The following is a 17144-nucleotide window of genomic DNA, read 5'->3' on the forward strand; positions in this document are numbered from 1 at the left end:
TTCGACGGGTCCTTGCCCGAGAAGGCGCCGCCGCCGTGGCGGGCCATGCCGCCGTACGTGTCGATGATGATCTTGCGGCCGGTCAGGCCCGCGTCACCCATCGGACCGCCGATCTCGAAGCGGCCCGTCGGGTTGACCAGCAGCCGGTAGCCCTCGGTGTCCAGCTTGATGCCGTCCTCCACGAGCTGCGCGAGCACGTGCTCGACGACGAACTCGCGGATGTCGGGGGCGAGCAGCGAGTCCAGGTCGATGTCCGCGGCGTGCTGCGTGGAGACGACCACGGTGTCCAGGCGCACGGCCTTGTCGCCGTCGTACTCGATGGTGACCTGGGTCTTGCCGTCGGGGCGCAGGTACGGGATGGTGCCGTTCTTGCGGACCTCGGACAGGCGGCGCGAGAGCCGGTGCGCGATGTGGATCGGCAGCGGCATCAGCTCGGGGGTCTCGTCGCAGGCGTAGCCGAACATCAGGCCCTGGTCGCCCGCGCCCTGCTTGTCGAGCTCGTCCTCGTCGCCCTCGACGCGGGACTCGTAGGCGGTGTCGACACCCTGGGCGATGTCCGGGGACTGGGCGCCGATGGACACCGACACGCCGCAGGAGGCGCCGTCGAAGCCCTTCTTCGAGGAGTCGTAGCCGATCTCGAGGATCTTGTCGCGGACGAGCTGCGCGATCGGGGCGTACGCCTTCGTCGTCACCTCGCCCGCGATGTGCACCAGGCCGGTGGTGATGAGGGTCTCCACGGCCACGCGCGAGGTCGGGTCCTCGGCGAGGAGGGCGTCGAGGATCGTGTCGCTGATCTGGTCAGCGATCTTGTCGGGGTGACCCTCGGTCACGGACTCCGAGGTGAACAGACGACGGGACACAATGCTCCCTGGGGTTGCAGCGGCTGCTGGCTGATCATTTGGCGGAACGATACCGGGGGCTGCGCCCGATCACGTTCCAGATGCAGTTTATCGGTCGCCACCGTTTGCCGGACCACCCGTCTCGCCCTATGGGAGCCGTGTGACCTGCGGCACTCCATTCTGGCGTACGGATTTCCGATCGAGAAGGGCGACGCTCAGGCAGGTCGGGACCCGCTCGCGGGCGTCAGGCGGCCCGCGACCTGGTCCCAGATCACATCCGCCAGAGCCTCCTTCGGACCATAGGGAACTTGCACCTCACCGCCGTCGGACGACAGGATCACAGCTTCGTTCTCCTCGGATCCGAAGGTCTTGGTTTCACCGACCTCGTTGACGACGAGGAGGTCGCACCCCTTGCGACGGAGCTTGGCCCGGCCGTTGTCGAGCACGTGGTCGGTCTCGGCGGCGAATCCGACGACGATCTGGCCCGGCCGGGCCCGCTCGGCGGAGATCTCCGCGAGGACGTCGGGGTTGCGCACGAGGGCCACCGGGTCGGGCTCGCGCCCCTCCTGCTTCTTGATCTTGCCGTCGGCGTAGGCGGCGGGCCGGAAGTCCGCCACGGCGGCGGCCATCACCACGGCGTCGGCGTCGGCGGCCGCCTTGAGCACCGCCTCGCGCAGCTGGAGGGCCGTGCCGACCCGTACGACGTCCGCCCCGGCCGGGTCGGCCAGCGCGGTGTTGGCGGCCACCAGGGTGACCCGGGCCCCGCGCGCCACGGCGGTGCGGGCCAGCGCGTAGCCCTGCTTGCCGGAGGAGCGGTTGCCGAGGAAGCGGACCGGGTCCAGGGGCTCGCGGGTGCCTCCGGCGCTGACGACCACGTGCCGTCCGGCCAGGTCGGGGGCGGCCGCGCCGCGGGCGAGGACGGCGCGGCAGACCTCGAAGATCTCCTCCGGGTCGGGCAGCCGCCCCTTGCCGGTGTCCTTGCCGGTCAGCCGCCCGACGGCGGGCTCGATGACCACGGCCCCGCGGCGGCGCAGGGTGGCGACGTTCTCCTGGGTGGCGGGGTGCTCCCACATCTCGGTGTGCATCGCGGGCGCGAAGACCACCGGGCAGCGGGCGGTGAGCAGGGTGTTCGTGAGGAGGTCGTCGGCCAGGCCGTGGGCGGCCTTGGCCAGCATGTCGGCGGTGGCGGGGGCGACGACGACGAGGTCGGCGCTCTGGCCGATCCGCACGTGGGGCACCTCGTCGACGCTCTCCCAGACCTCGGTGGAGGCCGGGTTGCCGGAGAGCGCGGCCCAGGTGGCCTCGCCGACGAAGTTCAGGGACGCCGCCGTGGGCACCACCCGCACCTCGTGCCCGGACTCGGTCAGCCGGCGCAGCAGCTCGCACGCCTTGTACGCGGCGATCCCGCCGCTGACCCCCAGCACGACCTTCGGCTTGTCCACTGCTTCTCCCGCGAGATGAGATCGATTGCGTCGTACCTTTTGGCTTCCTCCCGCTCCCGAAGGAGGGGATTCCTACGGCTCTCGCCGTGGGATTTCCTGCTTCACAGCCGGTCGCCCGCCCGGAGTACTCCGCTGAGGTCTTACACCAGCTCCACAGGCTGTCACCGCCAGCCCGGCGGCCAGAAGAATCCGTGCTGCGTTCACATCCCGGTCGTGGGTCGCTCCGCAGCGGGCACACGTCCACACCCGGACGTTCGGCGGCAGCCTCCCCGCGAGGGCGCCGCAGTTCGAGCACAGCAGGGAGGACGGGAACCAGCGGTCGACCGCGACCACGGTCCGGCCGCACCACCGCGCCTTGTACTCCAGCATCGACCGGAACTCAGCCCACGCCGCATCGCCGATGGCGCGGGCAAGGCTCCGGTTCTTGACCATGTTGCGGACGGTCAGGTCCTCGATCACGAGCGTTTGGTTCTCACGCACGAGTCGGGTGGTCAGCTTGTGCAGGTGGTCCCGTCGCCGGTCCGCGATGCGGGCATGGATCTTCGCGACCTTCCTCCGGGCCTTGGCCCGGTTGGCGCCGTCACCCTTGGCCTTCTTCGCCAGACGCCGCTGAGCGAGGGCGAGACGGGCCCGGTCACGACGCTCGTGCCGGGGGTTGGCGATCTTCTCGCCGGTCGACAAGGTGGCCAGGTGGGTCAAGCCCACGTCGATGCCCACCGCCGTCGGCACCGGCGGCAGCGCCTTGACGGTGGCATCCTCACACAGGAGGGACACGAACCAGCGCCCGGCGCCGTCCTGCGAGACGGTCACCGTCGAGGGCTGCGCACCCTCGGGCAGCAGCCGAGACCACACGATCGCCAGTGGGGCGTCCATCTTGGCGAGCGTCAGCCGGCCGTCCCGGTACTTGAACGCGCTCGTGGTGTACTCGGCCGATCGCCGGGACTTCTTCCGAGTCTTGAAACGCGGGTACTTCGCCCGCTTCCCGAAGAAGTCGGCGAATGCCGTCTGCAAATGCCGGAGCACCTGCTGGAGCGGAACCGACGACACCTCGTTGAGGTAGGCGAGCTCCTCGGTCTTCTTCCACGCCGTGAGCATCGCCGACGTCTGGTTGTAATTGACCCGCTCTTGGCGCGCCCACGCCTCCGTCCGCGCGGCCAGCGCCATGTTGTACACCTTCCGCACACACCCGAACGTGCGCGACAGCTCGGCCGCCTGCGCATCCGTCGGATAGAAGCGGTATTTGAACGCCCGCTTCACATGAGTGGTGGCCACGTCTCACAAGCTAGTAAGTCAGCGTGTGAGAGGTCAATCCGTGGCCCGAGTCCGCTGACACACCACAGGCCCGGCAGCCGTGCTGCCGGGCCTGTGGTGACGATGTCGTGCCTTACTGGGCCGGGGCCTCGATGGCCTCGGAGGTCAGCAGACCCGCGTTGATCTCGCGCAGCGCGATCGAGAGCGGCTTCTCGTGGACGTGGGTGTCCACCAGCGGGCCGACGTACTCCAGCAGGCCCTCACCGAGCTGCGAGTAGTACGCGTTGATCTGACGCGCACGCTTGGCCGCGTAGATCACGAGGCTGTACTTCGAGTCCGTGGCCTCGAGCAGCTCGTCGATCGGCGGGTTGATGATGCCCTCGGGCGCGGTGATGGAAGAGGACACGCTCTACCTTCCGAAGATGGATAAAAGATCAGACAACTGCCATCAAGGCTAGCAGCTCACGTGCTACGTCCTCGACGGAGGTGTTGACCAGGGTGGTGTCGAACTCGGACTCGGAAGCGAGCTCGACCTTGGCGGTGTCGAGCCGCCGCTCGATGACCTCGGGCGACTCGGTGCCCCGGCCGGTGAGCCGGCGGACCAGCTCGTCCCAGCTCGGGGGGGCGAGGAAGACCAGCTGGGCGTCGGGCATCGACTCGCGGACGAGCCGGGCGCCCTGGAGGTCGATCTCCAGCAGCACCGGTTCGCCGTTGTCGAGGCGTTCCAGTACCGCGCCGCGCGGTGTGCCGTAGCGGTTGCCCGCGAACTCGGCCCACTCCAGCAGCTCGCCGTTGGCGATCAGCTTGTCGAACTCGTCGTCGTTGACGAAGAAGTACTGGACTCCGTGTCGCTCACCGGGCCGCGGCTTGCGGGTGGTGGCCGACACCGAGAGCCAGACCTCGGGGTGGACCTTGCGCATATGCGCGACGACCGTGCTCTTGCCGACCCCCGAAGGGCCGGAGAGCACGGTCAGCCGCGGACGAACCTCTGCTGCCATGGAGCAATTATCCAGGTTCTCGGGACTGCCTGAGAACGCCGGGAGAACTTCGGGCGACGCCTCAGGCGCCGCTACCGCCGAACTCACGCTCCAGGGAGGCGATCTGGTTGGAACCGAGACCTCGGACACGCCGGGACTCGGAGATGCCGAGGCGCTCCATGATCTGCTTGGCGCGGACCTTGCCCACGCCGGGCAGCGACTCGAGAAGGGCGGAGACCTTCATCTTGCCGATGACGTCGTTCTCCTGGCCCGTCTTGATGACGTCGTGGAGGGAGGCGCCGGAGTGCTTGAGTCGATTCTTCACCTCGGCCCGCTCCCGGCGAGCCGCGGCGGCCTTTTCGAGCGCTGCTGCGCGCTGTTCAGGGGTAAGGGGCGGAAGAGCCACGCCTACGTCACCTCGGATGTCGAACTGTCGGATACGGACCGGCGGGGAGCCCTCGGGCACCACGCCGGGCGAGCTCCCGAACAGCGATGGAACTGCCTCGCTGCGCGTTCACTCTGGTCGGAGACTAGCGGCCAAGGCCGCTCCAGTCAGCGAGAACGGACGAAAAGTCCTGGTCAGCCTCCACTGAACCGTACATCACGGACAAACTACCCCGGTTTTGTCCGGCGAAAGACGTTCGATTCTCGACAGCCCGTGCTCCGCGCCGGTCCGCGACCCGTCCGATCAGCCCGCGACCGCCTCGCGGATCTCGTCCGCGAACCGCTTCGCGGAGGCCCGCAGGGCGTCGGCGTCCGGTCCGTGCCCGAGGACGCCCCGGGAGACGTTCGGGACCACGTTGCCCACGGCCGCGCCGAAGACCGCCGGGAGGTCGGCCGCGGTCGCGCCCTGGGCGCCGATGCCGGGGGCCAGCAGCGGACCGTTGATGTCCAGGTCGAAGGAGGACAGGTCGCCGAGGGTCGCCCCGACCACCGCGCCGAAGGAGCCCATCGGGTCCGCCCCGGCGTTCTCGGCCGCCAGGTGCGCCAGCATGGTCGCCCCGATCGAGCGGCCGTCCCCGCGCACCGCACGCTGGACCTCGGCGCCCTCCGGGTTGGAGGTGAGGGCCAGGACGAACAGGCCGGCGCCGGACGCGCGCGCCAGGTCCACGGCCGGCTTCAGCGAGCCGTAGCCCAGGTACGGGGAGACCGTCAGGGCGTCCGAGAACAGCGGGGACGAGGGGTCCAGGAAGGCGGAGGCGTACGCGGCCATCGTGGAGCCGATGTCGCCGCGCTTGGCGTCCATGACGACCAGGGTCCCGGCCGCCCGGGCGTCGGCCACGGTCCGCTCCAGCACCGCCACGCCCCGCGAGCCGAAGCGCTCGAAGAAGGCGGCCTGCGGCTTGAAGACCGCCACCGAGTCGGCGAGCGCCTCGACGACGGTGCGGGAGAACCGCTCCAGCCCCGCGATGTCGTCGGCCAGGCCCCAGGAGTCCAGCAGGGCGGCGTGCGGGTCGATGCCGACGCACAGGGGGCCGCGCGCGTCCATGGCGGCGCGCAGACGGGCCCCGAAGGGGGTCACAGGGGTCTGGGAGGTCACTGGGCGGCCTTTCGGGTCTCGGCGCCCACGGCCTCGGCCAGGGTCGCGTACGGGCTGGCGGCCAGGCGCGCGGCCAGGCCCTTGTGGATGGCGCGGGCGTAGAACGGGCCCTCGTAGATGAAGGCGCTGTAGCCCTGGATCAGGGTGGCGCCCGCCAGGATGCGCTGCCAGGCGTCCTCGGCGTTCTCGATGCCCCCGACGCCGACCAGGGTGATCCGGTCGCCCACACGGGCGTACAGGCGGCGCAGGACCTCCAGGGAGCGCTCCTTGACCGGGGCGCCGGAGAGTCCGCCGGTCTCCTTGACGAGGGCCGGGTCGGACTTCAGGCCCAGGCCCTCGCGGGCGATGGTGGTGTTCGTGGCGATGATGCCGTCCAGGCCCAGCTCCAGGGCGAGGTCGGCGACCGCGTCCACGTCCTCGTCGGCGAGGTCCGGGGCGATCTTGACCAGCAGCGGGACGCGGCGGCCGGCCACCGAGCGGTCGGCGGCCTCCCGGACGGCGGTCAGCAGCGGCCGCAGGGACTCCGTGGCCTGGAGGTTGCGCAGGCCCGGGGTGTTCGGCGAGGAGACGTTGACGACCAGGTAGTCGGCGTGGCGGGCGAGGCGCTCGGTGGAGACCACGTAGTCGGCGGCGGCCTCGGCCTCCGGGACCGCCTTGGTCTTGCCGATGTTGACGCCGACCACGGTCCTGAAGACCGGGTTGCGGGCCGCCAGGCGGGCGGCGACGGCCTCGGAGCCCTCGTTGTTGAAGCCCATGCGGTTGATCAGCGCGCGGTCGGGGACCAGGCGGAAGAGCCGCTTCTTGGGGTTGCCGGGCTGGGCCTGGCCGGTGACGGTGCCGATCTCGACGTGGTCGAAGCCGAGCATCGCCATGCCGTCGATGGCGACGGCGTTCTTGTCGAAGCCGGCCGCGAGCCCGAAGGGGCCGTGCATGCGCAGGCCCAGGGCCTCCGTGCGCAGCCCCGCGTAGCGCGGGGCCAGGGCCGCGGCGACGAAGGTGCGCAGCACCGGGGTGCGGGCGGCGAGGCGGATCCAGCGGAAGGCCGTGTAGTGGGCCTGCTCGGGGTCCATCCGCTTGAAGACCAGGTTGAAGAACAGTTTGTACATCGTCCGAAAAGTCCCTTCTGCGCTCATGAAGAGGGGGACACCCGGCGCGGATCGCGCGTCCGGTGTCCCCCTCTCCCCTACGGGCTGCTAGTCGCGGGAGGCGTTCAGGTGCTCCGCGTGCTCCTGGAGGGAGCGCACGCCGACCTCGCCGCGGCCGAGCGCGTCGATGCCCTGGACGGCGGCGGCGAGCGCCTGGACCGTCGTCAGGCACGGGACGCCGCGCGCCACGGCGGCCGTGCGGATCTCGTAGCCGTCGAGGCGGCCGCCGGTGCCGTACGGGGTGTTGACGATCAGGTCGACCTGGCCGTCGTGGATGAGCTGGACGACGGTCTTCTCGCCGTTGGGGCCCTCGCCCTCGCTGAGCTTGCGCACGACGGTCGCGTTGATGCCGTTGCGCTTGAGGACCTCGGCGGTGCCGGAGGTGGCCAGCAGCTCGAAGCCGTGCGCGACCAGCTCGCGGGCCGGGAAGACCATCGAGCGCTTGTCGCGGTTGGCGACCGAGATGAAGGCGCGGCCCTTGGTCGGCAGCGGGCCGTAGGCGCCGGCCTGGGACTTGGCGTACGCGGTGCCGAAGACCGAGTCGATGCCCATGACCTCGCCGGTGGAGCGCATCTCCGGGCCGAGGACGGTGTCGACGCCGCGGCCGTGGATGTCGCGGAAGCGCGACCACGGCATGACGGCCTCCTTGACGGAGATCGGCGCGTCCAGCGGCAGGGTGCCGCCGTCGCCCTCCTTGGGCAGCATGCCCTCGGCGCGCAGCTCGGCGACGGTGGCGCCGAGCCCGATGCGGGCGGCGGCCTTCGCGAGCGGGACGGCGGTGGCCTTCGAGGTGAAGGGCACGGTCCGGGAGGCGCGCGGGTTGGCCTCCAGCACGTAGAGGATGTCGCCCGCCATCGCGAACTGGATGTTGATCAGGCCGCGGACGCCGACGCCCTTGGCGATGGCCTCGGTGGAGGCGCGCAGGCGCTTGATGTCGTAGCCGCCGAGGGTGATCGGGGGCAGGGCGCAGGCCGAGTCGCCGGAGTGGATGCCGGCTTCCTCGATGTGCTCCATGACGCCGCCGAGGTAGAGCTCCTCGCCGTCGTAGAGGGCGTCCACGTCGATCTCGATGGCGTCGTCGAGGAACCGGTCGACCAGCACGGGGCGGGTCGGGGAGATCTCGGTCGACTCCGCGATGTACGACTCCAGGCGGGTCTCGTCGTAGACGATCTCCATGCCGCGGCCGCCGAGCACGTAGGACGGGCGGACGAGGACCGGGTAGCCGATCTCGTCGGCGATCGCCTTCGCGCCCGCGAAGGTGGTGGCGGTGCCGTGCTTGGGGGCGGGCAGGCCGGCCTCGGCCAGGACCCGGCCGAAGGCGCCGCGGTCCTCGGCGGCGTGGATGGCCTCGGGCGAGGTGCCGACGACCGGGACGCCGTTGTCCTTGAGCGCCTGGGCGAGACCCAGCGGGGTCTGGCCGCCGAGCTGGACGACGACGCCGGCGATGGGGCCGGCGAGCGACTCGGCGTGGACGATCTCCAGCACGTCCTCGAGCGTCAGCGGCTCGAAGTACAGGCGGTCGGAGGTGTCGTAGTCCGTCGAGACGGTCTCGGGGTTGCAGTTGACCATCACGGTCTCGTAGCCGGCCTCGCTGAGCGCGAAGGAGGCGTGGACGCAGGAGTAGTCGAACTCGATGCCCTGGCCGATGCGGTTCGGGCCGGAGCCCAGGATGATCACCGCGGGCTTGGTGCGCGGGGCGACCTCGGACTCCTCGTCGTAGGACGAGTAGAAGTACGGGGTCTTCGCGGCGAACTCGGCGGCGCAGGTGTCGACCGTCTTGTAGACCGGGCGGACGCCGAGGGCGTGGCGGACCTCGCGGACGACGTCCTCGCGCAGGCCGCGGATCTCGGCGATCTGGGCGTCCGAGAAGCCGTGGCGCTTGGCCTCGGCCAGGATCTCGGGCTCCAGCTTCTCGACGGAGCCGAGCTCGTCCGCGATCTCCTTGATCAGGAAGAGCTGGTCGACGAACCACGGGTCGATCTTCGTGGCCTCGAACACCTCCGCCTGGGTGGCGCCGGCGCGGATGGCCTGCATGACGGTGTTGATGCGGCCGTCGGTCGGGCGGACCGCGACGCGCAGCAGCTCCTCCTTGTCGCCGGGCTCGCCGACGAAGGTGAACTGCGAGCCCTTCTTCTCCAGGGAGCGCAGGGCCTTCTGGAGGGCCTCGGTGAAGTTGCGGCCGATGGCCATGGCCTCGCCCACCGACTTCATGGTGGTGGTGAGGGTGGCGTCGGCGGCCGGGAACTTCTCGAAGGCGAAGCGCGGGGCCTTGACGACGACGTAGTCGAGGGTCGGCTCGAAGGAGGCCGGCGTCTTCTCGGTGATGTCGTTGGGGACCTCGTCCAGCGTGTAGCCGATGGCCAGCTTGGCGGCGATCTTGGCGATCGGGAAGCCGGTGGCCTTCGACGCGAGCGCCGAGGAGCGGGAGACGCGCGGGTTCATCTCGATGACGATGACGCGGCCGTCGTCCGGGTTGATCGCGAACTGGATGTTGCAGCCGCCGGTGTCCACGCCGACCTCGCGGATGATCGCGATGCCGATGTCGCGCAGCCGCTGGTACTCGCGGTCGGTGAGGGTCATCGCCGGGGCGACGGTGATGGAGTCGCCGGTGTGGACGCCCATCGGGTCGAAGTTCTCGATGGAGCAGACGACGACCACGTTGTCCTTGGTGTCGCGCATCAGCTCCAGCTCGTACTCCTTCCAGCCGAGGATGGACTCCTCCAGGAGCACCTCGGTGGTCGGGGAGAGCGTGAGGCCCTGGCCGGCGATGCGGCGCAGCTCGTCCTCGTCGTGGGCGAAGCCGGAGCCGGCGCCGCCCATGGTGAAGGAGGGGCGCACGACGACGGGGTAGCCGCCGAGGGTCTCGACGCCCGCCAGGACGTCGTCCATCGAGTGGCAGATGACCGAGCGGGCGGACTCGCCGTGGCCGATCTTGGCCTTGACGGCCTCGACGACGCCCTTGAAGAGGTCGCGGTCCTCGCCCTTGTTGATGGCCTCGACGTTGGCGCCGATGAGCTCGACGCCGTACTTCTCCAGCACGCCCTGCTCGTGCATGGAGATGGCCGTGTTCAGGGCCGTCTGGCCGCCGAGGGTGGGCAGGAGCGCGTCGGGGCGCTCCTTGGCGATGATCTTCTCGACGAACTCGGGGGTGATCGGCTCGACGTACGTGGCGTCGGCGATCTCCGGGTCGGTCATGATCGTCGCGGGGTTGGAGTTCACCAGGATGACCCGCAGGCCCTCGGCCTTGAGGATGCGGCAGGCCTGGGTGCCGGAGTAGTCGAACTCGGCGGCCTGGCCGATGACGATCGGGCCGGAGCCGATGACCAGGACGGACTGGATATCGGTGCGCTTAGGCACGCTCGGCCTCCATAAGGCTGACGAAGCGGTCGAAGAGGTACGCGGCGTCGTGCGGGCCGGCGGCCGCTTCGGGGTGGTACTGGACGCTGAAGGCCGGCTGGTCGAGCAGCTGGAGGCCTTCGACGACGTCGTCGTTCAGGCAGACGTGGGAGACCTCGGCGCGGCCGAAGGGGGTCTCGGAGACCTTGTCGAGGGGCGCGTCGACGGCGAAGCCGTGGTTGTGCGCGGTGACCTCGACCTTGCCGGTGGTGCGGTCCTGGACCGGCTGGTTGATGCCGCGGTGGCCGTACTTCAGCTTGTAGGTGCCGAAGCCGAGCGCGCGGCCCAGGATCTGGTTGCCGAAGCAGATGCCGAAGAGCGGGGTCTTGCGCTCCAGGACGCCCTGCATGACGGCGACGGGGCCGTCGGCGGTGGCCGGGTCGCCCGGGCCGTTGGAGAAGAAGACGCCGTCCGGGTTCACCGCGTACACGTCCTCGACGGTGGCGGTGGCGGGCAGCACGTGGACCTCGATGCCGCGCTCGGCCATCCGGTGCGGGGTCATGCCCTTGATGCCGAGGTCGACGGCGGCGACGGTGAAGCGCTTCTCGCCGATCGCGGGGACGACGTACGCCTCCTTGGTGGCGACCTCGGCGGAGAGGTTGGCGCCCTTCATCTGCGGCTGCGCCTGGACCTTCGCCAGCAGGGCCGCGTCGTCGGCGATCGCCCCGCCGGAGAAGATGCCGACGCGCATGGCGCCGCTCTCGCGCAGGTGGCGGGTCAGGGCGCGGGTGTCGATGCCGCTGATGCCCACGACGCCCTGCTTGACGAGCTCCTCGTCCAGCGAGCGCTGCGAGCGCCAGTTGGACGGGATGCGCGCGGGGTCGCGCACGACGTAGCCGGAGACCCAGACGCGGGAGGACTCGGGGTCCTCGTCGTTGACGCCGGTGTTGCCCACGTGGGGGGCGGTCATCACGACGACCTGCCGGTGGTACGACGGGTCGGTGAGGGTCTCCTGGTAGCCGGTCATGCCGGTGGAGAACACGGCCTCGCCGAAGGTCTCCCCCACTGCGCCGTAGGCGCGGCCGCGGAAGATCCGGCCGTCCTCCAGGACGAGTACGGCGGGAGCTTTCGCTCCCCTGGTGGAGGTCGTCATCGTTCGGCGCCTTCCGTCGTGATGGATGTGTTCATGGAGTTGATGGCCTCGACCCAGGCGGCGTGCTCGGCCGCACGGTCGGAGCGGAATCCGGAGTCGATCAGCTTGTCGCCGTGCGCCCAGGTGACGACGAGCAGACCGCCCTCGGTGAGTACCTTGCCCGCGATTCCCTTGTCGAGGCGGGCGCCGCGCAGCTGCGAGGCCGGTACGAAGAAGTCGGTGGCACCCGGACGGACCACGTCGAGGCCCGCGTCGGTGAGGGTGAGCTCCACGCGGCTGCGCACCCCCAGACCGTGGGCGACGATCCGGTCGAGCCACTGCCCGGCGGTGGTGGACCCGTGGTACCGGCCGGTCAGGGCCAGCCGGTGCTCGGGGAGGCCGCCGGGGGCGGCGGGCAGTTCCGGCAGATCGCTCTGCAGGGTGCCGCGCCATTTCCAGCCCTGCCGCATCAGCCAGTACACGAACGCGATGAAGACGAGCAGACCGGCCACCCACGCGATGCGGGCGCCCCAGTCCGTCACCTCCGCCGAGTGTCGTTCGGCGGCCTCGGCGGCCAGATGGATTACTGCAGGTGTCACGCGAGTTTCCCGTCCACGACCGTTGCCCGGCCCCGCAGGAAGGTGTGAGTGACGCGCCCCGGCAGCTCACGGCCCTCGTAAGGCGTGTTGCGGCTGCGGGAGGCGAAGTGTGCGGGGTCCACGACACCACGGTACGAGGTATCGACCAAGGTCAGGTTCGCGGGTTCACCTGCCGAGACGGGCCGGCCGTGCTGGTGGGACAGGCCGCCGATGCGGGCCGGGGCCACGGACATGCGCTCGGCGACGCCCGCCCAGTCGAGCAGGCCGGTCTCCACCATCGTCTGCTGGACGACGGAGAGCGCGGTCTCCAGGCCCACCATGCCCATGGCGGCGGCGGCCCACTCGCAGTCCTTGTCCTCGTGCGGGTGCGGGGCGTGGTCGGTGGCGACGATGTCGATCGTGCCGTCGGCGAGCGCCTCGCGCAGGGCCATCACGTCGCGCTCGGTGCGCAGCGGCGGGTTGACCTTGTAGACCGGGTTGTACGAACGCACCAGCTCGTCGGTGAGGAGCAGGTGGTGCGGGGTGACCTCGGCGGTGACGTCGATGCCGCGGGACTTGGCCCAGCGGACGATCTCGACGGAGCCGGCGGTGGAGAGGTGGCAGATGTGCACGCGGGAGCCGACGTGCTCGGCGAGGAGGACGTCGCGGGCGATGACCGACTCCTCGGCGACGGCCGGCCAGCCGCCCAGGCCGAGCTCTGCGGAGACGGTGCCCTCGTTCATCTGGGCGCCCTCGGTGAGGCGGGGCTCCTGGGCGTGCTGGGCGACGACGCCGCCGAAGGCCTTCACGTACTCCAGGGCGCGGCGCATGATCACGGCGTCGTCCACGCACTTGCCGTCGTCGGAGAAGACGGTGACGCGGGCGGCGGACTCGTGCATGGCGCCGAGCTCGGAGAGCTTCTTGCCCTCCAGGCCGACGGTGACGGCGCCGATGGGCTGCACGTCGCAGTAGCCGGACTCCTTGCCCAGGCGCCAGACCTGCTCGACGACGCCGGCGGTGTCGGCGACCGGGAAGGTGTTGGCCATCGCGAAGACGGCGGTGTAGCCGCCGGAGGCGGCGGCGCGGGTGCCGGTCAGGACGGTCTCGGAGTCCTCGCGGCCGGGCTCGCGCAGGTGGGTGTGGAGGTCGACGAGGCCCGGGAGGAGGATCTGCCCCTCGGCCTCGATGACCGTGTCGACGCCGTCGGCGGACAGAGCGGTACCGACCTCGGCGATGGTCTCGCCGTCGATCAGGACGTCCTGCGCCTCGCCGCCGAGGACCTGCGCACCGCGGATAAGGATCTTGCTCATGGTTACTTGTTCTCCTCGGTGCGGGACGTGGTGACGGCGGGCTCGGAGCCTCCGAGCAGCAGGTACAGGACGGCCATGCGGATCGAGACGCCGTTGGCGACCTGCTCGACGACCGTGCAGCGGTCGGAGTCGGCGACCTCGGCGGTGATCTCCATGCCGCGGACCATCGGGCCGGGGTGCATCACGATGGCGTGCTCGGGCATCCGCGCCATGCGGGCGGCGTCCAGGCCGTAGCGGCGGGAGTACTCGCGCTCGGTGGGGAAGAAGGCGGCGTTCATCCGCTCGCGCTGCACGCGCAGCATCATGACCGCGTCGGACTTCGGCAGCACGTCGTCCAGGCTGTAGGAGACCTCGCAGGGCCAGTTCTCGACGCCGACCGGCACCAGGGTGGGCGGGGCCACCAGGGTGACCTCGGCGCCGAGGGTGTGCAGCAGGTCGACGTTGGAGCGGGCCACGCGGCTGTGCAGGACGTCGCCGACGAGGGTGATCCGGCGGCCGTCGAGGCCCTTGCCGAGCCCGGCGTCCCGGCCGACCAGGCGGCGGCGCATGGTGAACGCGTCGAGCAGGGCCTGGGTGGGGTGCTGGTGCGTGCCGTCGCCGGCGTTGATCACCGGGGCGTCGATCCAGCCGGAGTTGGCGAGCCGGTAGGGGGCGCCGGAGGCGTGGTGGCGGATGACGACCGCGTCGACGCCCATGGCCTCCAGGGTCTGGGCGGTGTCCTTGAGGGACTCGCCCTTGGAGACGCTGGAGCCCTTCGCGGCGAAGTTGATGACGTCGGCGGAGAGGCGCTTCTCGGCGGCTTCGAAGGAGATCCGGGTGCGGGTCGAGTCCTCGAAGAACAGGTTGCAGATCGTGCGGCCGCGCAGGGTGGGCAGCTTCTTTATCGGCCGGTCGGCGACGCGGGCCATTTCCTCGGCGGTGTCGAGGATGAGGACGGCGTCGTCGCGCGTGAGGTCGGCGGCCGAGATGAGGTGGCGCTTCATCTGGGTGCTCCGTAAGTCGGGAGGGCAGGCAGGCGGGGCTGACGGTGGTGCGGGCAGGGCAGGCCGGGGCACGGACCCCGCCTCGGGGCCCCGTACCCGGGGTGGGCTACTGCGCTGCTGCCTGGACGGTCCGCTGGCCGAGCAGTACGGCGTCGCGGCCGTCCTCCTCCTGGAGCTGGACCTTGACGGTCTCCCGCAGCGACGTGGGCAGGTTCTTGCCCACGTAGTCGGCGCGGATCGGAAGTTCGCGGTGGCCGCGGTCGACGAGGACCGCGAGCTGGACGGCGCGGGGACGGCCGAGGTCGCCGAGCGCGTCGAGGGCGGCCCGGATGGTGCGGCCGGAGAAGAGGACGTCGTCCACGAGGACCACGAGGCGGCCGTCGATGTCGTCACCGGGGATCTCGGTGCGGCCGATGGCGCGGGCGGGCTTCATCCGCAGGTCGTCGCGGTACATGGTGATGTCGAGGGAGCCGACCGGGATCTTCGTCCCGGTGATCTCCTCGAGCTTGGCGGCCAGCCGGCGGGCGAGGAACACACCGCGGGTGGGGATGCCGAGGAGCACCACGTCGTCGGCGCCCTTGGCGCGTTCGACGATCTCGTGGGCGATACGGGTCAGCACCCGGGCGATGTCCTGCGCCTCCAGCACGGGGCGCATCGCTTCATCGGGAGAGACCTGGGAAACCTGGCTGTCCATGAAGAGGACCTCCTTCTCCGCCTCACGGGACGGACCTTAAAGGACGTCTGATGTACGCCGTCCACGGTACCAGGACCCCGCGGACACCTGCGCACCGGGGCCCGCGCTCCGCCCCGTACGAGGGCGTCGATGACCATTCGGCTTGACGCATCCACGTAACGCTGCGTAACCTCACAGTGAGTTACCAGCCGCGCGGCGGAGCCGCACGTCACAGCGTCCGGGAGCGTTATGTCCAGCGAATACGCCAAACAGCTCGGGGCCAAGCTCCGCGCCATCCGCACCCAGCAGGGCCTCTCCCTCCACGGTGTCGAGGAGAAGTCCCAGGGCCGTTGGAAGGCCGTGGTGGTCGGTTCGTACGAGCGCGGGGACCGCGCCGTGACCGTCCAGCGCCTGGCCGAGCTGGCGGACTTCTACGGGGTTCCGGTCCAGGAGCTGCTCCCGGGCACGACCCCGGGCGGAGCCGCCGAGCCGCCGCCGAAGCTGCGCCTCGACCTGGAGCGCCTGGCGGGCGTGCCCGCCGAGAAGGCCGGTCCCCTCCAGCGTTACGCCGCGACCATCCAGAGCCAGCGCGGCGACTACAACGGCAAGGTGCTGTCGATCCGCCAGGACGACCTGCGCACCCTGGCCGTCATCTACGACCAGTCCCCCTCGGTCCTGACCGAGCAGCTGATCAGCTGGGGCGTCCTCGACGCCGACGCGCGCCGCGCCGTGGCCCACGAGGACATCTAGTCCCCGGCCGGGGTCGGCCACCAGCAGAAACGTACCGGCGGGTGCCGGGACCCCAGGGTCCCGGCACCCGCCGGTTTTTCGTGTCCCGCACGCGGCGCGCACACGGAAGGGCCCGCAACGCGGACGTTGCGGGCCCTTCCGTGTGTGCGCGGTGCGCGCGTCAGCCCTCGCCGCGGCGCAGGCTCGGCTTCAGGTCCTTGAAGCGGGCCAGCAGGCCGTTGACGAACGCCGGCGAGTCGTCCGTGGAGAACTCCTTCGCCAGCTGCACCGCCTCGTCGATCGCCACGGCGTCCGGGGTCTCGTCGACCCAGATCAGCTCGTAGGCGCCCAGCCGCAGGATGTTCCGGTCGGCGACCGGCATGCGGTCGAGCTCCCAGTCCACGGCGTAGGTGACGATCAGGTCGTCGATGCGGTTCACCTTCTCGGAGTACCCCTCGACGAGGTCCATCGTGAAGGCGCTGACCGGCGGCTGCCGGACGTCCGCATTCGCGTGCCGGATCCAGTCCGCGAGGACCTCGCGCACGGGGACGCCGCGCTGGTCGGCCTCGAAGAGGATCTGGAAGGCGCGCTTGCGCGCGTTGCTCCGGGCAGCCACGGTTAGCTGTTCACCCGGCCGAGGTAGGCGCTGGTGCGGGTGTCGACCTTGATCTTCTCGCCGGTGGTGACGAAGAGCGGGACCTGGATCTCGTGGCCGGTCTCCAGCTTGGCGGGCTTGGTGCCGCCGGTGGAGCGGTCGCCCTGGACGCCCGGGTCGGTGTGCTCGATGGTCAGCTCGACGGCGGCCGGGAGCTCGACGTAGAGCACCTCGCCCTCGTGCTGGGCCACGGAGGCGGTGAAGCCCTCGATGAGGAAGTTGGCGGTGTCGCCGACGGCCTTGCGGTCGACCATCAGCTGGTCGTAGGTCTGCATGTCCATGAAGACGAAGTAGTCGCCGTCCATGTACGAGAACTGCATGTCACGGCGGTCGATCGTGGCGGTGTCGACCTTCGTGCCGGCGTTGAAGGTCTTGTCGACGACCTTGCCGGAGAGCACGTGCTTGAGCTTGGTGCGCACGAAGGCCGGGCCCTTGCCGGGCTTGACGTGCTGGAACTCGACGACGGACCAGAGCTGGTCACCGTCGAGCTTGAGCACCATGCCGTTCTTGAGGTCGTTCGTGGAAGCCACGGTTGCGGAATCTCCTGCACTGGA

17 protein-coding genes are annotated in these 17144 nt (G+C 70.4%); 1 reads left to right on the forward strand and 16 read right to left on the reverse strand.

Annotated elements, in window-relative coordinates:
- From metK to pyrR, 14 genes are all read right to left on the reverse strand, one after another.
- On the reverse strand, positions 1–860 hold an 860-nt coding region (metK, locus tag ACIRBY_RS35775), incomplete at its 3' end, for a methionine adenosyltransferase (protein WP_403908671.1).
- Positions 861–1054: 194 nt separating this feature from the next.
- Entirely contained in the window at positions 1055–2281 is a 1227-nt protein-coding gene (gene coaBC, locus ACIRBY_RS35780; RefSeq protein WP_403908673.1) for a bifunctional phosphopantothenoylcysteine decarboxylase/phosphopantothenate--cysteine ligase CoaBC, read from the reverse strand.
- A 72-nt stretch (positions 2282–2353) separates the two neighbouring features.
- On the reverse strand, positions 2354–3553 hold the full coding sequence (locus ACIRBY_RS35785; protein WP_403908675.1) for an RNA-guided endonuclease InsQ/TnpB family protein: 1200 nt from the start codon (positions 3551–3553) through the stop codon (positions 2354–2356).
- Between the two features lie 112 nt (positions 3554–3665).
- Positions 3666–3938: a DNA-directed RNA polymerase subunit omega gene (gene rpoZ, locus ACIRBY_RS35790; protein ID WP_004948662.1), complete on the reverse strand. Its 273-nt coding sequence runs from the start codon at positions 3936–3938 to the stop codon at positions 3666–3668.
- A gap of 28 nt (positions 3939–3966) precedes the next feature.
- On the reverse strand, positions 3967–4530 hold the full coding sequence (gene gmk / locus ACIRBY_RS35795; protein WP_042809918.1) for a guanylate kinase: 564 nt from the start codon (positions 4528–4530) through the stop codon (positions 3967–3969).
- A 61-nt stretch (positions 4531–4591) separates the two neighbouring features.
- The gene (locus tag ACIRBY_RS35800) at positions 4592–4915 is read right to left on the reverse strand and encodes an integration host factor (RefSeq protein ID WP_030234009.1); all 324 of its coding nucleotides are present in this window, start codon (positions 4913–4915) and stop codon (positions 4592–4594) included.
- A 282-nt stretch (positions 4916–5197) separates the two neighbouring features.
- Positions 5198–6049, reverse strand: a complete 852-nt coding sequence (pyrF, locus tag ACIRBY_RS35805) for an orotidine-5'-phosphate decarboxylase (protein WP_403908677.1) — start codon at positions 6047–6049, stop codon at positions 5198–5200.
- Positions 6046–7155 carry a quinone-dependent dihydroorotate dehydrogenase gene (locus ACIRBY_RS35810; RefSeq protein ID WP_403908679.1) on the reverse strand — a complete coding sequence of 370 codons (1110 nt, stop codon included), beginning with the start codon at positions 7153–7155 and terminating at the stop codon, positions 6046–6048. The genes pyrF and ACIRBY_RS35810 overlap by 4 nt, the downstream gene beginning before the upstream one ends.
- A gap of 87 nt (positions 7156–7242) precedes the next feature.
- On the reverse strand, positions 7243–10551 hold the full coding sequence (gene carB, locus ACIRBY_RS35815; protein WP_403908682.1) for a carbamoyl-phosphate synthase large subunit: 3309 nt from the start codon (positions 10549–10551) through the stop codon (positions 7243–7245).
- Positions 10544–11683 (reverse strand): glutamine-hydrolyzing carbamoyl-phosphate synthase small subunit, encoded by a 1140-nt coding sequence (carA, locus tag ACIRBY_RS35820; protein WP_403908685.1) that lies wholly within the window; start codon positions 11681–11683, stop codon positions 10544–10546. Before carA ends, carB begins: the two co-directional genes overlap by 8 nt.
- Positions 11680–12261 carry a hypothetical protein gene (locus ACIRBY_RS35825; protein WP_403908688.1) on the reverse strand — a complete coding sequence of 194 codons (582 nt, stop codon included), beginning with the start codon at positions 12259–12261 and terminating at the stop codon, positions 11680–11682. The genes carA and ACIRBY_RS35825 overlap by 4 nt, the downstream gene beginning before the upstream one ends.
- A complete protein-coding gene (locus ACIRBY_RS35830) occupies positions 12258–13550 on the reverse strand; it encodes a dihydroorotase (RefSeq protein WP_403908691.1) in 1293 nt (430 codons plus the stop codon). Before ACIRBY_RS35830 ends, ACIRBY_RS35825 begins: the two co-directional genes overlap by 4 nt.
- Before the next feature lie 2 nt (positions 13551–13552).
- On the reverse strand, positions 13553–14533 hold the full coding sequence (locus ACIRBY_RS35835; RefSeq protein WP_403908694.1) for an aspartate carbamoyltransferase catalytic subunit: 981 nt from the start codon (positions 14531–14533) through the stop codon (positions 13553–13555).
- 106 nt (positions 14534–14639) lie between these two features.
- Entirely contained in the window at positions 14640–15227 is a 588-nt protein-coding gene (gene pyrR / locus ACIRBY_RS35840; protein WP_403908697.1) for a bifunctional pyr operon transcriptional regulator/uracil phosphoribosyltransferase PyrR, read from the reverse strand.
- A 228-nt stretch (positions 15228–15455) separates the two neighbouring features.
- Between pyrR and bldD the strand changes: the two genes are divergently transcribed.
- Positions 15456–15956 (forward strand): transcriptional regulator BldD, encoded by a 501-nt coding sequence (gene bldD / locus ACIRBY_RS35845; RefSeq protein ID WP_007263032.1) that lies wholly within the window; start codon positions 15456–15458, stop codon positions 15954–15956.
- Between the two features lie 160 nt (positions 15957–16116).
- Here bldD and nusB read toward each other — a convergent pair whose 3' ends face one another.
- On the reverse strand, positions 16117–16551 hold the full coding sequence (gene nusB, locus ACIRBY_RS35850; RefSeq protein ID WP_403908700.1) for a transcription antitermination factor NusB: 435 nt from the start codon (positions 16549–16551) through the stop codon (positions 16117–16119).
- Between the two features lie 2 nt (positions 16552–16553).
- Positions 16554–17120 (reverse strand): elongation factor P, encoded by a 567-nt coding sequence (gene efp / locus ACIRBY_RS35855; RefSeq protein WP_403908703.1) that lies wholly within the window; start codon positions 17118–17120, stop codon positions 16554–16556.
- Positions 17121–17144 lie beyond the last annotated feature (24 nt).

The sequence above is a fragment of the Streptomyces sp. NPDC096136 genome, from assembly GCF_044763325.1.
Classification (GTDB): domain Bacteria; phylum Actinomycetota; class Actinomycetes; order Streptomycetales; family Streptomycetaceae; genus Streptomyces.

What these genes read in the sequence shown, in the direction of transcription:
- carA (WP_403908685.1), bottom strand. Translation starts at nt 11,683, where the DNA reads ATGACGACCTCCACCAGGGGAGCGAAAGCTCCCGCCGTACTCGTCCTG.
- gmk (WP_042809918.1), bottom strand. Translation starts at nt 4,530, where the DNA reads ATGGCAGCAGAGGTTCGTCCGCGGCTGACCGTGCTCTCCGGCCCTTCG.
- ACIRBY_RS35810 (WP_403908679.1), bottom strand. Translation starts at nt 7,155, where the DNA reads ATGTACAAACTGTTCTTCAACCTGGTCTTCAAGCGGATGGACCCCGAG.
- pyrR (WP_403908697.1), bottom strand. Translation starts at nt 15,227, where the DNA reads ATGGACAGCCAGGTTTCCCAGGTCTCTCCCGATGAAGCGATGCGCCCC.
- ACIRBY_RS35835 (WP_403908694.1), bottom strand. Translation starts at nt 14,533, where the DNA reads ATGAAGCGCCACCTCATCTCGGCCGCCGACCTCACGCGCGACGACGCC.
- ACIRBY_RS35830 (WP_403908691.1), bottom strand. Translation starts at nt 13,550, where the DNA reads ATGAGCAAGATCCTTATCCGCGGTGCGCAGGTCCTCGGCGGCGAGGCG.
- bldD (WP_007263032.1), top strand. Translation starts at nt 15,456, where the DNA reads ATGTCCAGCGAATACGCCAAACAGCTCGGGGCCAAGCTCCGCGCCATC.